The sequence below is a fragment of the Pseudomonas baetica genome (genome assembly GCF_051216495.1).
GTDB classification, from domain to species: domain Bacteria; phylum Pseudomonadota; class Gammaproteobacteria; order Pseudomonadales; family Pseudomonadaceae; genus Aquipseudomonas; species Aquipseudomonas baetica_B.
In genome coordinates, this window is sequence record NZ_JBPKAM010000126.1 from 1 (window position 1) to 15287 (window position 15287).

The 15287-nt window shown below is 60.4% G+C and carries 14 protein-coding genes; 5 read left to right on the forward strand and 9 right to left on the reverse strand.

Features of this window, described 5'->3' with window-relative positions:
- Positions 1 to 71: 71 nt before the first annotated feature.
- The 9 genes from ACSFE6_RS27815 to ACSFE6_RS27855 form a co-directional block, all read right to left on the reverse strand.
- On the reverse strand, positions 72 to 1289 hold the full coding sequence (locus ACSFE6_RS27815) for an amino acid deaminase (protein ID WP_435430606.1): 1218 nt from the start codon (positions 1287 to 1289) through the stop codon (positions 72 to 74).
- 39 nt (positions 1290 to 1328) lie between these two features.
- The gene (locus ACSFE6_RS27820; protein WP_435430607.1) at positions 1329 to 2093 is read right to left on the reverse strand and encodes an IclR family transcriptional regulator; all 765 of its coding nucleotides are present in this window, start codon (positions 2091 to 2093) and stop codon (positions 1329 to 1331) included.
- 145 nt (positions 2094 to 2238) lie between these two features.
- Positions 2239 to 2628, reverse strand: coding sequence for a RidA family protein (locus tag ACSFE6_RS27825; protein ID WP_110963246.1), 390 nt, complete (start codon positions 2626 to 2628; stop codon positions 2239 to 2241).
- Between the two features lie 30 nt (positions 2629 to 2658).
- Positions 2659 to 3453 carry an amino acid ABC transporter ATP-binding protein gene (locus ACSFE6_RS27830; RefSeq protein ID WP_433735428.1) on the reverse strand — a complete coding sequence of 265 codons (795 nt, stop codon included), beginning with the start codon at positions 3451 to 3453 and terminating at the stop codon, positions 2659 to 2661.
- Positions 3450 to 4112, reverse strand: a complete 663-nt coding sequence (locus ACSFE6_RS27835) for an amino acid ABC transporter permease (protein WP_435430608.1) — start codon at positions 4110 to 4112, stop codon at positions 3450 to 3452. The genes ACSFE6_RS27830 and ACSFE6_RS27835 overlap by 4 nt, the downstream gene beginning before the upstream one ends.
- Before the next feature lie 8 nt (positions 4113 to 4120).
- Complete coding sequence (locus ACSFE6_RS27840; protein WP_435430616.1) at positions 4121 to 4783, reverse strand: amino acid ABC transporter permease; 663 nt, start codon at positions 4781 to 4783, stop codon at positions 4121 to 4123.
- A 51-nt stretch (positions 4784 to 4834) separates the two neighbouring features.
- Positions 4835 to 5683, reverse strand: a complete 849-nt coding sequence (locus tag ACSFE6_RS27845) for a transporter substrate-binding domain-containing protein (protein WP_435430609.1) — start codon at positions 5681 to 5683, stop codon at positions 4835 to 4837.
- A 264-nt stretch (positions 5684 to 5947) separates the two neighbouring features.
- On the reverse strand, positions 5948 to 6229 hold the full coding sequence (locus tag ACSFE6_RS27850) for a type II toxin-antitoxin system RelE family toxin (protein ID WP_435430610.1): 282 nt from the start codon (positions 6227 to 6229) through the stop codon (positions 5948 to 5950).
- Positions 6219 to 6467, reverse strand: a complete 249-nt coding sequence (locus ACSFE6_RS27855; RefSeq protein WP_095194694.1) for a type II toxin-antitoxin system Phd/YefM family antitoxin — start codon at positions 6465 to 6467, stop codon at positions 6219 to 6221. The genes ACSFE6_RS27850 and ACSFE6_RS27855 overlap by 11 nt, the downstream gene beginning before the upstream one ends.
- A gap of 315 nt (positions 6468 to 6782) precedes the next feature.
- Between ACSFE6_RS27855 and wecB the strand changes: the two genes are divergently transcribed.
- The 5 genes from wecB to ACSFE6_RS27880 are packed head-to-tail and all read left to right on the forward strand — an operon-like array spanning position 6783 to position 15207.
- Positions 6783 to 7937 carry a non-hydrolyzing UDP-N-acetylglucosamine 2-epimerase gene (wecB, locus tag ACSFE6_RS27860; protein WP_435430611.1) on the forward strand — a complete coding sequence of 385 codons (1155 nt, stop codon included), beginning with the start codon at positions 6783 to 6785 and terminating at the stop codon, positions 7935 to 7937.
- Positions 7934 to 10108, forward strand: a complete 2175-nt coding sequence (nrfB, locus tag ACSFE6_RS27865; RefSeq protein ID WP_435430612.1) for a cyclic di-3',5'-guanylate-activated glycosyltransferase NfrB — start codon at positions 7934 to 7936, stop codon at positions 10106 to 10108. The genes wecB and nrfB overlap by 4 nt, the downstream gene beginning before the upstream one ends.
- A complete protein-coding gene (locus ACSFE6_RS27870) occupies positions 10105 to 13269 on the forward strand; it encodes an NfrA family protein (protein ID WP_435430613.1) in 3165 nt (1054 codons plus the stop codon). Before nrfB ends, ACSFE6_RS27870 begins: the two co-directional genes overlap by 4 nt.
- Positions 13269 to 14147 carry a DUF4434 family protein gene (locus tag ACSFE6_RS27875; RefSeq protein WP_435430614.1) on the forward strand — a complete coding sequence of 293 codons (879 nt, stop codon included), beginning with the start codon at positions 13269 to 13271 and terminating at the stop codon, positions 14145 to 14147. The genes ACSFE6_RS27870 and ACSFE6_RS27875 overlap by 1 nt, the downstream gene beginning before the upstream one ends.
- The gene (locus tag ACSFE6_RS27880; protein WP_435430615.1) at positions 14131 to 15207 is read left to right on the forward strand and encodes a diguanylate cyclase domain-containing protein; all 1077 of its coding nucleotides are present in this window, start codon (positions 14131 to 14133) and stop codon (positions 15205 to 15207) included. The genes ACSFE6_RS27875 and ACSFE6_RS27880 overlap by 17 nt, the downstream gene beginning before the upstream one ends.
- Positions 15208 to 15287: the final 80 nt, after the last annotated feature.

Here is a 15287-nt window from a genome sequence, read left to right on the forward strand (position 1 = left end):
CGCTCCCACAGGAAGCAGCATTCCATTGTGGGAGCGAGCCTGCTCGCGAAGGCCGCGCCTCGGTTCCGGACTTAGAAACAGGTTTCCATGTTTTCAATGACGTTCAACTGCTCATCCACCAGACACCCCGTGCGCCATTTGTCGAACGTCAGGCATGGGTGCGAGGTACCGAACGAAATGATGTCCCCCACCCGCAGTTCAATCCCTGGCGCCACGGTCATGAAGGCATGCTGGTCCATCACCGCCGTCACCTTGCAACCGCCGACATCGTCACCCTTGGCCGGTACCACGCCAGCCTTGTAACGCAGCAACGGCACCGGCAAACCGGCGTCGTAGGCCACGTCGCGCTTGCCCAGGGCAATTACGGCGAAGCCCGGTTCCGGCAGCGATTGCACGTGAGCCCAGACTTCCAGCGCCGGACGCAGGCCTTCGTGCAAGTCGCTGCGACGGTCGAGTACGCAGCACTGCGCTTCTTTGTAGATGCCATGGTCGTGGGCCACATAGCTGCCCGGACGCAACACGCTGAGGAAACGCCCAGCAGCGTTCTGCGCTTCGAACTCCTCGGCAATCAAGTCGTACCAGGCCGAACCGGATGCGGTGATGATCGGTTTGTCGATGGCGAACGCACCGCTGTCCTGCAGTTGCACCGCCAGGCGCACCAGGGAACCGGCGAACGCGCGAATACCGCTGACGGCGTGATCACCGTGGATCACCCCTTCGTAGCCTTCAATACCGGTCAGGGCCAGCGCCGGTTGCGCAGCGATGGCCTGGGCCAGGTCGAGGATTTCCTGTTCACTGCGGCATCCGCAACGCCCGCCGACCACGCCGTACTCGATCATCACGTTCAAGCGCACGCCACGTGAGGCGAAATAAGCCCCCAGATCCGCCACGTTGTCCGGGTGATCGACCATGCAATAGAAGTCGAAGGTCGAGTCGGCCAGCAAATCGGCAATCAGCGCCATGTTCGGCGTGCCCACCAACTGGTTGGCCATCAGTACCCGGCGCACACCATGGGCGTAGGCCGCACGGGTTTGCGTAGCACTGGCCAGGGTAATGCCCCAAGCGCCGGCGTCCAGCTGGCGACGGAACAACGCCGGGGTCATGCTGGTCTTGCCATGGGGCGCCAGTTCCGCGCCGCTGTTGCTGACGAAAGCCTGCATCCAGCGAATGTTGTGTTCCAGCGCCTCGCGATGCAGCACCAGGGCCGGCAGGCTGACGTCACGGACCAGGCTGGCGCCGATCTGGGCAGCGCCCTTGTCCACATTGCCAGTATGGGGGGTAGAAGACATGGTTGAACTCCTCACATTCGCGGCTGCACGCAGCCGCTGTTATTCGTTGATGCGACGGGCCAGGCTGTTCGCACTGTCGATCAGCACCCGACGGTAGTCGTCGTAATGGGTTTTGGCATCGGCACGCGGGGCGACGATGCACAGGGTGCAAATGGCCACGCCGCTTGGGTCTTTGACCGGGGCAGCAAAGCAATGGGTAAACGTGTCGGCGACGCTATCGAAGGAGAAAAAGCCGTCGATACCAGCCTGACGGATTTCCTTCAGGAACTGCTCCAGCGGCAAGCGTTCGCCATCGGGCAGGATGAAGTCGTCGTGATCGATCAGGTCGACAATCTCCTGATCGCTCAAATGCGCCAGCAGCAGGCGCCCGGACGCGGTCCAGGGAATCGGTGCGTTCTCGCCGATGTCCGAGGAAATGCGGAAATGCCGCTCCCCCTCCTTCATCAGCGCCACGGTGTATTTGCGCCCGTTGAGCAGGCACATCTGCGCGGTTTCGCGGGTCTGGCTGACGATGTCCTGCAAGGCATGGTCGGCCTCGCGGGTCAGGTCGAAATGGCGCAAGTGGGCCTGGCCGAGGAAGTACAACTGCCGACCAAGGTACACGTGCCCGTCCTTGCCCACCGGCTCCAGGATCCGTCGCTCCAGCAGCGAGGCCACCAGTTCATAAACGGTGGATTTGGGGCTGCCGATACCGTTGGCAATGTCGTTCGGACGCAAGGGCTGGCCGACCTCCTTGAGAAAGTCGAGGATATCGAACGCCCGGTCCAGACCGCGTGCCCGGCGCTTGATGGTGTCTTCGGTCATGTCAGTGGTTCCCCTTCAAAGTGCCGGGAGTTTACCCCAGAGTGCTGCGGTGACTGTCAGGCCGCCATCGCCAGCAGGCTGGCTCTCACATTTGGAATACGTTCCCCTGTGGGAGCCAGCCTGCTGGCGATGAAGCCACCTCGGTTCAGGCCTTTTTCTTGTACGCGATGCAATCGATCTCGACCTTGCAGTCGACCATCATGCTCGCCTGCACACAGGCTCGGGCCGGCGCATGTTCAGGTTTGAAGTACTCGGCGAAGACCTTGTTGAAACTGGTGAAATCCCGCGGATCGTCCAGCCACACGCCGGCACGCACCACATCTTCCAGGCCATAACCGGCCTCCTGGAGAATCGCGATCAGGTTCTGCATGGTCTGGTGGGTCTGTTCGACGATGCCACCCACAATGATCTCGCCATCCTTCGCCGGCACCTGGCCAGAGACGTGCAGCCAGCCATCGGCTTCAACGGCGCGGGCGAAGGGACGCGGCGTGCCGCCAGCGGCGGAACTGCCGGTGCCGTAACGAGTAATGCTCATGAGTGTTTCTCCTGATTGAAAATCGAGTGTTTAAAACCGCGTGCTTTTGAGAAATTCAGCCAGACGCGGCGACTGTGGGCGCTCGAACAGTTCCTTGGGAGGCCCCTGCTCTTCGATGCGCCCCTTGTTCATGAAAACGATCTTGTCCGAGACCTCGAAGGCAAAACGCATCTCGTGGGTCACCAGCAACATGGTCATGCCATCGTCCGCCAGGCCCTTGATCACGTTGAGCACTTCGCTGACCAGCTCCGGGTCCAGCGCCGAAGTGACTTCGTCGAACAGCATCAGGCTCGGGTTCATCGCAATCGCCCGGGCAATGGCCACGCGCTGCTGCTGGCCACCGGACAACTGGCCCGGGTAGTGATCGCGCCGCTCCAGCAATCCGACCCGCTCCAGCCATTTTTCCGCCAGGGCCACGGCCTCGTCCTTGTGCAACTTTTTCACCTTGAGCAAACCCAGGGTGACGTTCTGCAACGCGGTGAGGTGCGGAAACAGGTTGAACTGCTGGAAGGCCATGCCGGTCATGGCGCGATGGCGGGCGATGACCTTTTCCGGGTGACGGATGCGTTTGCCGTTGACCTCGTCATAACCGATGGATTCGCCATCGAGCAGGATCTGCCCGCCCTGGAACTCCTCGAGCATGTTCACGCAACGCAGTAGCGTGGTCTTGCCCGAGCCGCTGGAACCGATCAGCGTCACGACGTTGCCGCGTTGCATGGTCAAGTCGACGCCCTTGAGCACTTCGAGCTGGTCGTAGCGTTTGTGCAGGCCGCGAATGTCCAGCAAGGGTTGGCCGTTTTGTGCGTTGGTTTGAGTCTGTGTCATGGCAAGGCCACCCGCTTTTCAATGTGCCGGCCGAGTAACTCGATGCCGTAGTTGATGACGAAAAACAGAAATCCGGCGAACAGGTAAAACTCCAGGGTCATGAAGGTCCGCGCGATGATCTGCTGGGAACTGAGCAGCAACTCGGCCACGCCGATCACCGACAGCAGCGTCGAGGCCTTGACGATCTCGGTGGACGAGTTGACCCAGGTCGGCAGGATTTGCCGCAGCGCCTGGGGCAACAGCACGTAGCCCAGGGCCTGATAGAAGGTCAGGCCGATGGCCTTGCTCGCTTCCATTTGCCCTCGGGGCAACGCCTGCAACGCTCCGCGCACGATCTCGGCGACGTGGGAGCCGCAAAACAGCGTCAAGCCCAGGGCACCGGCCTGAAATGCACTGATCTGCCAACCCAGCGCCGGCGCCATGTAGAAGCAGGCCAGCACCAGCACAAACACCGGTGTGCCGCGGATCACATCGACATAAAAGCGAAACGGTGCGCGCATCCAGAACCGGCCGTAGGTCAGCACCAGTCCGGCGAACATCCCGACAAGCGTGCCGAGCAGAATCGCCAGCGCCGACACCTGCACACTGGTCAGGAAGCCTTGCCACAAAGGTTCGCGCGCCACCCACAACTCATGCATCCAACTGGGGGATTCGTACATGGGGCCTCCTATCGGCGGATCGCCAGGCGCTGTTCGAGGTAACGCAGCATCATGGCAATGAGGTAACAGGCCGCCACATAAAGCGCGGTGGTCACCAGCCAGGTTTCAATCACCCGGTAGCTCTCGACATTGATCTTGCGCGCGTAATAGGTCAGCTCCGGCACGGCGATGGCGGCCGCCAGCGAGGTGTCCTTGAACAGCGAAATGAAGTTGTTCGACAACGCCGGCAACACATTGCGCAACATCACCGGCACGGTGACGTAGGCCTTGACCTGCCATTCACCCAAGCCAATCGCCAGACCGGCTTCGCGCTGGCCCTTGGGAATGCTCAGCAGGCCACCACGGAACACTTCGGTCAGGTACGCCCCGGCATACAGCGACAGGGTGATGATGAACGAGGGAATCTTGTCCAGACGAATCCCCAGGCTCGGCAAGGCGAAATAGATCAACAGAATCAACACCAGAATCGGCGTGTTACGGATCACCGTGACATACACCGACGCCAGCACCCGCAACGGGCGATGCTTGGACAGCAAGGCAAACGCCATCAGCAGGCCGATCACGCAGCCGATGGCGATCGACACCAGCGCCAACTGCAGGCCCAGACCGAGCCCCGCCAGCAAGGTGTCGAAATCGCGCCACACGGCGGCAAAGTTCAACTGATAGTTCATGGTCGGCAGTACCTTGAGCGGGGCGATCATGACCGCCCCGCTCTCACGGGATCATTGGAATTCGACGGGGAAACCGATTTTCGGTGTCGGCAGTTCGACGCCGAACCATTGCTTGAAGGACGCCGCGTAGGTCGGGAACTCCACGCCGGTCATGGCTTCATGCAAGGTGGTGTTGACGAAGTTCAACCAGTCCTGATCGCCGCGCTTGACCGCACACGCATAGGTTTGCGGGCTCCAGGCATAGGCCGGGCTACGGTAGCGGCCCGCGTTCTGCACCATCAGGTATTTGACCGATGACTGATCGGTCGCCGCAGCGTCGGCGCGTCCCGAGTTCACCGCCTGGTACATCAGGTCGACACTGTCGTACTGATCGACCTTGGCCTTGGGCAGCGCCTGATGCACCAGTTCCTCGGCATAGACGTTTTGCAGCACCGCCACGGTCAAGCCATCGCCGGCCGCCTGCATGTCGTCGATTTCCTTGTACTTGCTGTTGGCCGGCAACAGCAGGCCCACACCTTCGCGGTAGTACGGCAAAGTGAATGCCACCTGTTGCGCGCGGCTGGCGGTCACGGTGATGAACTGGCAACTCATGTCGACCTTGTCGGTCAGCAGGTTGGGAATCCGCGCATCGGACGACTGCACCACGAACTCGACCTTGCTCGGGTCGTTGAACAGCCCCTTGGCCACCATGCGCGCGATGTCGATATCAAAGCCCTGCAACTTGCCATCGGCACCCTGAAAGTGCCACGGCGCATTGGTGCTGCCCGTACCCACGATCAGTTTGCCGCGGGCCAGAACGCTATCGAGCTTGCTGTCCGCCGCCTGGGCCACGCCCATGGCAGCAGCAGAGGCTGCGAACAGAAAAACACACGCTTTGAACAAGGAAGGTCGGCGATGCATGGCAAGCACTCCAGGATGATGTTTATTCCGCTATACCGGAACCAATTATGTAACAGCGGAATAGACAGCAGAAAGTGTGCCACAGGTTGCGAACGGTTTGTGAGCGGGATTGAAAATTGTTTTGAATCAGATAGATGCGTGAAAACGCAAAGCAGTGTTACAAAAGGTACAGCTCTCGGAAGCGCTACCGTTGGCTACGGATGGCGGGAATCAGGTTCACAATGGGTGCGCGCGTGCTACTAAAACAATCTTTCGAAAAGCGACTCAGCGGGTGGTCGCATCTTTATAAACATCGCCTCGCTCTCTTTTCCCCACGACTATCACTGTAACCACCAAAACCTCATCCCTGACGCGATAAACCAGGCGATACCCGGCACTCCTCAACTTGATCTTGTAGGCATTGCCTAGCCCACTAAGCCGGTCTGCAGGAACATGTGGATTTACGAGTCGTTCCCGAAGCTTCTTTTTGAATTGTTCCCTCAGGTTCTCCCCAAGCTTTTTCCATTCCTTCCAGGCCTTTTCAGAAAACTCCAGCTCATAGGTCATCAATTGAAACCTTTATCGTCGGATCGTTTTCTCGCTCCTTGCATAGCGCAATCAGCTCCAGGTCCTCCAGCCGGTTCATCATGGCTTCATATTCCTTGGCGGGGACGCAATAAAAAGCAGGCTCGTTACGATTGAGGATTGCCACAGACGAACCACCACCAGCAGCCACCGTGCCCATAGGGTTTCTTTTCAACTCCGAGATGCTCGCCACGACTTGCGAAAGCACGATATGTGTCATGAAACAATTCCTTGGGGTGCTTTTAGAGACACTCAAAATAGCACCCCAAAACGCATCTGAGTGCGATCCTCATGGATGAAATTCCTAGCGTCCGACACGACTGAACCTCCCTCTGCGGTAGATCAAAACGATTGCACAAAAATTATCACGCCCTGGTTTTCTACATTTCCGGAGTTCCAGTGGGGCGTACCTTAAAAATCCGTGGGAAATATCCAGGTTGGACAACCCCCCATCCGACTGCTTTATTCATTACCCAAGTGATAAGCACTCTTAACAGTTGCGACGCACCTGGCGTGTGTTGTCCCAGGAGGGTTCATGTCCTTCAAAGTGATGATGGTGTTCGGCACACGGCCCGAAGCCATCAAAATGGCGCCCCTTGCACGGGTCCTGCGCAATTGGCCAGGTATCGACCTGAACATCTGCTCGACCGGCCAGCACCGGGAAATGCTCAAGCAGGTGCTCGACTCCTTTGAACTGACGGTCGACGAAGACCTGCAAGTGATGACCCAAGGCCAGACCCTCAACGGTCTTTCCGAACAATTGCTGGAGCACCTGGACACCACCTACGAACGCGTGCGGCCGGATATCGTGCTGGTCCACGGCGACACCACCACCAGCTTCATCGCCGCCCTCGCCGCGTTCAATCGCCAGGTCCCCATTGGCCATGTCGAAGCCGGATTGCGCACCGGCAACTTGCGCGCGCCCTGGCCGGAAGAAGCCAATCGCCATCTGACCGGGGTCATTGCCGACCTGCATTTCGCCCCGACCGGTAAAAACGAAGACAATCTGCTGCACGAGGGCGTGCCCAAGGCCAATATCGAAGTCACCGGCAACACGGTGATCGATGCGCTGGTCTGGATGCGCAATCACCAACAGGCGACCGGCTGGCAGCCCGCCGCCGACTCGCCGCTGGCCGTGCTCGACGACAAACGCCGCATGGTGCTGATCACCGGACACCGCCGGGAAAACTTCGGCGGCGGCTTTCGCAACATCTGCCTGGCCATGGCCACCCTCGCCGAGCGTTACCCCGACGTGCAATTCGTCTACCCGGTGCACCTCAATCCGCAGGTGCAGCAGGCGGTGTACAGCGTGCTGTCGGGCAAACCCAACATCTATCTGATCGCCCCCCAGGACTACCAGCATTTCGTTTGGCTGATGGGGCGCGCGCATTTCATCGTCACCGACTCAGGCGGCATCCAGGAGGAAGCCCCGGCCATTGGCAAACCGCTGCTGGTGCTGCGCGACGTCACCGAGCGGCCATCGGTGCTCGAAGGCGGGACTGTGTTGCTGGTGGGCACCGATACCGATCGCATCGTCAAGGAAGCCAGCCTGTTGCTTGACGATGACGCCACCTTCCAGCGCATGAGTCGCGTGCACTGCCCGTACGGCGACGGCCATGCCAGTGAGCGCATCGCCAATCGCCTGGCGACCTGGCTCAAACAACGTGCGGCAAAGGGTAAAGCCGTATGAGTTTCGGCCTGGTCGATTTTTTTGCCTATGTGCTGTTCGGTCTCAAATACCTCGCCATTTTCCTGGCCCTGTTGATGTTCGTACTCGGGCTCGATGACCTGTTCATTGACATCGTGTACTGGACCCGCAAGCTGATCCGCCGCTGGCGCATCTATGAAAAATTCAAGCGTGCCGATGAAGAACGGCTCTACACCATCGGCGAAAAACCCCTGGCGATCATGGTGCCGGCCTGGAACGAAGTGGGCGTGGTCGGTGAAATGGCGCGACTGGCCGCCTCAACCATCGACTACGAGAACTATCAGATTTTCGTCGGCACCTACCCCAACGACGCCGAGACCCAGGCCGACGTCGATGCCGTCTGCCAGCACTACCCCAATGTGCACAAAGTGGTGTGCGCCCGCCCCGGTCCCACCAGCAAGGCCGACTGCCTGAACAACATCATCGACGCCATCCTGCGCTTTGAAAGCGAGGCGAAGATCCAGTTCGCCGGGTTCATCCTGCACGACGCCGAAGACGTGATTTCGCCGATGGAGTTGCGCCTGTTCAATTACCTGCTGCCGAGCAAGGATTTGATCCAGATCCCGGTCTACCCCTATGCGCCGGAATGGAAAGGCTTCACCGCCGGGCACTACGTCGACGAATTCGCCGAAAACCACGGCAAGGACGTCATCGTTCGCGAGGCCTTGACCGGCCAGGTGCCCAGCGCCGGCGTCGGCACCTGCTTCAGTCGCAAGGCGATCAGCGCCCTGCTCGAGGATGGCGATGGCATTGCCTTCGATGTGCAGAGCCTGACCGAAGACTACGACATCGGCTTTCGGCTCAAGCAAAAAGGCATGAAGTGTATTTTCGCCCGCTACTCGGTGAGCGACCCGAAACTGGCGCTGGAACGGCATTGGGTGTTCGGCATGAACCGTGCGTTTTCCCAAGTGATCTGCGTGCGCGAGCATTTCCCTCGGGACTGGTCGCACGCGATCCGGCAAAAATCCCGCTGGATCGTCGGCATCGTGTTCCAGGGCACCAAAAATCTCGGCTGGAGCCCAAAAGGGTTACTCAACTATTTTCTGTGGCGCGACCGGCGCGGCATGATCGCTTATCTGTTGAGCTTTCTCGTCAACCTGCTGTTTCTGGTGCTGCTGGCGATGTGGCTGGTGACGGTGATTGCACCCAATGCCTGGCGCTATCCGTCGATACTCGCCGACAGCCCATTGCTGACCACCCTGCTCTGGCTCAACGGCCTGATGCTGCTTAACCGGTTGTTCCAGCGTGGCTGGTTCGTCACCCGCTATTACGGATTGGGCGAAGGCCTGCTGTCGGCGCCGCGGATGATGTGGAGCAACTTCATCAACTTCTTCGCTAACGTGCGGGCACTGCGCCAGGTCATGGAGATGGGCGATTCGCGGCGCGTGGCCTGGGACAAGACCACCCATGAATTCCCGGCCCTGACCCAGGCCCAGCGCACGCCACTGGGGCATCGTCTGGTGGAAAAAGGCCTGCTCAGCGAAGAGCAGTTGGAAGCGGCGATCACTAACCCGGTACGCCGGCGCCTGGGCCATGAGCTGTTGCTGCGCGGACATATCGACACCACGCAACTGGTGCAAACGCTGGCCGAGCAACTGGACATGGAGTGGGCGCCGCTCAACCCCTTCAAACTCGACAAACGCCTGATCGACGTGGTGCCGCGCAAAGTCGCCTCTCACTACGGTGTGCTGCCGGTGGCCGAGGAAGGCAACACGCTGGTGCTGGCCTCCGAGGGCCCGGTCAGCCAGGTGTCACTGGGGGCGATCAGCCGTCAATTGAAGCGTCCGGTGCGCTGTCGCCTGGCGCCCCAGGGCCGGGTCACCCTGGGGATTCGCTACTGGTACGCCAGTCCCCGGCAAAATGCCGACGTCCAGCACATGCTCCAGGTGCTTGAACGCCATCAGGACGATGAAGCCCTGCTCGAGCGTGTCAGTCATCACCAGGTGTTGCTGGGCAACCTGCTGCAAGTGCGCGGCATGGTGCCACCGAGCCTGTTCAATCAGGCGTTGATCGACTTTGATGCCGAGCACATGTCATTGGGCCAACACCTGATATCACGCGGCATGATCACCCAGGAGGTTCTCGAACAGGCGCTGGTTGAACAGGCCAGCGAACAGCAAGCCGCCTACCGCATCGCCCGGGAGGTGGAATGAAGCGTCTCAATCGTCATGCCATGCTTGTTGGCAGCCTGCTGTTGAGCCTGAGTGCGGCTTCCTGGGTGCACGCCGAACCTTTGACCGACTTCGAACAATTCCGCAGCTTCCCTTACATGGATCGCAGCTACCGCGAAGCGAAAAAAGGCAACTGGGCCGAAGTCGAACGGCTGATGCGTCACCTGCTGACCCTGGTACCGAAGAACGATGAAGCCCGGGCCTTGCTGGTGCAAGCGCTGGCCAAACAACGTCGCTACAAGGACGCGGTGCAAGCATTACCGGATAACCCGCAAAACAGCGAGGCCTTGCTCAATCTGCGTCTGACCTGGATCGAACAGGACCCACCGGGCAGCACCCAGGTCGAACAATGGATCGCCAGCAGCGATCTCAACCAGCGTATACGCCTGTGGCAAGCCTACAGTCTGAGCCTGGCCAAATTCGGCGGCGCGGGCCGTGCCCATGACTGGCTGGCGCAACTGGCTCCCAAGGGTGACTACAGGATCCTGCATCTGGCTCGCTCCAACTGGGCCGAGCAATTGCGCAACTGGGACGACACCATTGCCCAACTGGCGCCCCTGGCAGAACGCAAGCAACTGGACGCGGCAGGCTGGGAACGGCTGGCCAATGCCTATGTGCAACGTCTCGACGAAAAACCGTTGGAGCAGTTGCTGAAACAGGCTCCCAACCCGGAGGCTGCGCGCAAGGCTCGCCTGGCGATGGTCGATCGCGCGATTGCCATGGGGCACACCGAACAGGCCCAGCGCTGGATGCAATCGCTGCCGCCAGGCGATCTCGCCGACCCTGCCCAGCGCCAGCGTCTGTGGGAATTGGCCCGGCAAACCGGCGACAGCGCGACGGTGCAGCGTTTGAGCAGCGATCTGCAGCGTCCATGCCTGGAAACGGCCGAATGGCTGTCCCGTCGCGATCCCGATGCGGCGCTCACGCAATTGCGTAGCTGCCCACCCGAAGATGACCCACAGACCTGGCTGATCCTCGCCCAGCGCCTGCACGCCACCGAACTCCTGCAAACCACGCGCTTGCCTGAGCCCTGGGACAGCCGACGCCAGCAACAGCTGCTGGACATCTGGCAGAAAGAAGGTCGGAGCGACAAAGTCATGGCCTGGCTCGCCAGCCAACCGCAGACCGCTGAAGTGATCAAGCGCCGGGCCGAACTGGTTCAGGCGCGTGGGCGCGATGCCGAAGCCGTGGCCCTCTGGGAGCGGCATTACCAGCAGACCGGCAACCTTCGCTCGCTTGATCAGGCCACTTATCTGGCTCTCAAAACCGGCCAGCGTGAACACGCGCAGCAATTACTGGAGAATGCCTTCGACCGTCATGGCGGCAAGCTGCCCAACGCCCTGCTGCAACGATTGGCAACCCTGTATGAGGCGTCGACACCAACTCCGGCACAGCAACAACGCATGGTGTTGCTGCTCAATCGCGTCGACCCGGCGACACGGGGCCAACTGTTGGCGCAATTGGCCGAGAACGGCCAATGCGCCGCCGTGCAGCAGGCTATCGGCGGACAACCCCGAGCCGTCGGCGATTACCGCGCCCTCGGCCGCTGCGCCATGCCCGATCGCCCCGGCGAAGCGGTCGTGTATTACCAACAGGCCGTTAAACTCGGTGACCCAGGCAGTCGTCAGCCCCTCGCCTATGCCCTCGAAGCCGCCGGCGATTCGGCCGGGGCACTGGCGATCTGGCGCAGCCTGCCCGATGCCCAACTCAGCGACAACGCCCGCCTCACCGCCAGTCGCAGTGCCCTGAATGCCGGCGACCTGCCGAACGCCGAACGCTACTGGCAACAAAGCCGCAGCCGTGGCGCCAACGAATGGGCCCTGGGTGCCGCGATTGCCGATGCGCGAGGTGATCATGCATTGGCCTTGCAACGTCAACGCTCAGCCTTGCAACAGTCGCCGGATGCCGGGCACTTCTATGCTGCGTCTGTCACCGCGCAAAAGGCTGGGGAACCGGCGCAAAGCAACGCGTGGCTGGCCGAAGCCGTGCGACTCGATCCAGACAACCCACGCTATCGCGCCGATTACGGCATGCGACTGGCTGGAGCCAAAACCAAAGAGGAACGCGCCAAAGCCATTCCTTATCTGCAAAGCGCCACCCGCAGTTTCCCCGAGGATTATCGCCTCGGCGAAACCCTGGCATTGCGCTACGACGAAGTGGAAGACAGTGCATCGGCACGCAAAGAACTGCGCCGGGTCATCGATCTGGAACAGAATCCGGTGGCGGCCGACGACGAGGACGGCAGCATGGAGGCTCGGCGTTATCGTCAACGTCGCGCCCATGAAACCCTGTCCCGTCGCGACTCGCGCACCATCGCCAGCACCTGGTCGCCGGCCGGTGTGTCGACCAACGACTTCGTGCGGCCCGACGACACCTCCGGCACCCGCCGTCGCCCCACCTCACAAAACGTGCAACTGGCGATGTGGGACCATGCGCTGGGCGAAGAACCGAGTCGCGCCGGTAGCACACTGTCGGTTTATGGGCGCGTCCTGCTCGGCGGCCAGAGCCGTTCGAGCTACGCCGAATCCATCGCCACCGGCGTGGGGCTGCGTTACAAGCCCTGGGGCACGGCAAACATCAACTTCTACGGCGAGATCTACAAACAGAGCCAGTTCGACGACGAGGACAATCACGGGCTGAGCCTGGGCCAGATGCTGATTCCGGAAAAGCTCTCCGACCAGGTCGACGATCACCGCCAGGACGGGCACACCACCACCGATTACCTGCTGCGCAGCACCGCCTCGTTTCTTGATCAGGGCCGGTTTCGCAACGACTGGCGTGTTGATGAAAGCGACTGGGAAGAACGTTTCCTCTATCTGGACGCCGCGTGGTGGACCAAGGCCGGCGACCATCAGTGGTTGTCACGCTTCCAGCAAGGTCACACCTGGAAGCTGCCGTTCAACGGCGCGCAAACCCTCATGCCCTACGGCTTTCTCGAATTCTCCAGCCAGGATCCGAGCAACGACTGGCGACAGGATTTGCGAACCGGCCTCGGTCTGCGCTGGCAATGGTGGTTCGACGATGACATCTACAACGCCTACCGCGCGCACCTGACGGTTCGCACCGAGTATCAGCAATCCTTGAGCGGCAATTTGTATGAAGGCGGCAACGGCGTGCTGCTGGGCGTGGAGCTGAACTTCTGATGACGCGATTTCTATTGGTGCTGTGTCTGTTATTGAGCCATGCAGCGGCCCGCGCGGACGAGCGCATTTTCTATCAACCCTTGAACGTCGACGCCAGCCTCAGCCAGGCGCAATGGCGGCAGATCTGGCAGGACACCGCCAGACAAGGTGCCCACACCGTGATCGTGCAATGGACCGCCTATGGCGATTCGGACTTCGGTGGCGCCAACGGCTGGTTGGCCGACAGCCTGAAGCAGGCCCAGGCGCAAGGGCTGAAACTGGTGCTGGGGTTGCGCATGGACCCGGCCTATTACCAGCGCATCGATGAGCTGGACAGCGCCGGGCTGGCGACTTACTGGCAAGCGCAATTGGGGCAATCGCTCGCCCAACAGCAGAAGCTGCGCAAGGACTGGAAACTTGAGGTCAGTGGCTGGTACTTGCCTTTGGAGCTGGACGACCTGCATTTCCTCGCGGCTGATCGTCGGCAGACGCTGCAACGCCAACTCAAGGACCTGGCTGCCAAACTCGATGCGCCGCTGCACGTCAGCGCCTTCAGCGCCGGCAAACTCGCGCCACAAATACACGCCCAATGGCTGGGAGATCTGGCGTCCCAAGGCATTCAGGTCTGGTGGCAGGACGGAGCCGGTACTGAACGTTTGCCAGCCTTGGTCCGCAAGGGTTACGCCAGTGCGCTGCCCTGCTCCGTCGGCATCGTACAGGAAGCCTTTCGACAGCTCAGCGAGACGGGAAAACCGTTTCACGCTGAACCGGCAACCTTGAACGCCGCAGCGTCCGGTTGCCATCCATCAGCGGTGTTTTCCCTGCGTTACCGGCCCTGGGGCAAGGTGATTCTCGACAACCAACGCATGAACAAGGTCGGCGATGTACAAAACCATTGAAGATGAAGTGCTGAAAAAAACCGCGCCCCGGGAACTGAAAGCCGAGTTCATCCAACATGAATTCGAACGCCTGCACACGTTTTGCGTGCTGATCTATCTGGCCAGCATCGCCGTTTGGTTTTTCTACGACTTGATCATCAGTTTCATCGGCGCACAAGGCTTCACCTGGCGCTCGCTGGTGTTCCTCGGCCTCTTCGCGATCATTGTCATCGTCCTGCTGTTCACTCGCCAGGCGCGGCACTTCCACTGGCTCAATGTACTGTTCGTGCTGATGATTACCGTTGGCACGCGCTTGTTGATCGAAGGTGTGTCTGTCAATCATCAAGCTGCCTGGTCGCTGCTGGCGGCATCGACCACGCTGTACAGCGCCTCGATGCTACCCCTTAGCCGCTGGTCATTTTTTACCGCGCAGATCATTACCTGGGTGGTGCTCAATCCGTTCTACAGCCCGGAGTTGATTCTGCTCGACCTTAAGGGTGTGATGACCGTCGCCTACACGGTGTTTCTCTGTGCACTGACGATCTACAGCTTTCTCGCGCTGCGCAAAGCCAAGCTCTACAACTTCATCATGTCCAGGTTGCTGCTGGACCAGGCGTATATCGACACGCTCACGGAAATTCCCAACCGCCGCTCGTTCATGACCCGCGCCGACAAACAACTGCACGCCACGCCACGGGAGCACGATCACTACCTGGCCATGATCGATATCGACAACTTCAAAAAGGTCAATGACGTCTATGGCCACGACATCGGTGATGAAGTGCTCAAGCGCATCGCGGCGGACATCAAAGCGGTGATGAGCCCCTACGAATACGCGCGATTGGGCGGCGAGGAATTTGCGATTTACCTGGCCGGAGTGCGCCGCGAAGATGTCGAGGCATTGGCCGAGGAACTGTGCCGGGTAGTTCGCGAGCAGCCGACCCAACACCCGGTGACCATCAGCATCGGCCTGGCCCGGGTGCTCGACAGCGACACCTTGAATCAGGCTTTGGTGAAGGCCGACGCGGCGTTGTATGAGTCAAAACATACGGGGAAGGATCGGTATACCTTTCATCAGTGAGTCCTGAGTCGTTTACTCGGCCGCTTTCGCGAGCAGGCTCGCTCCCACAGGAGCATGCATTCCAAATGTGGGAGCGAGCC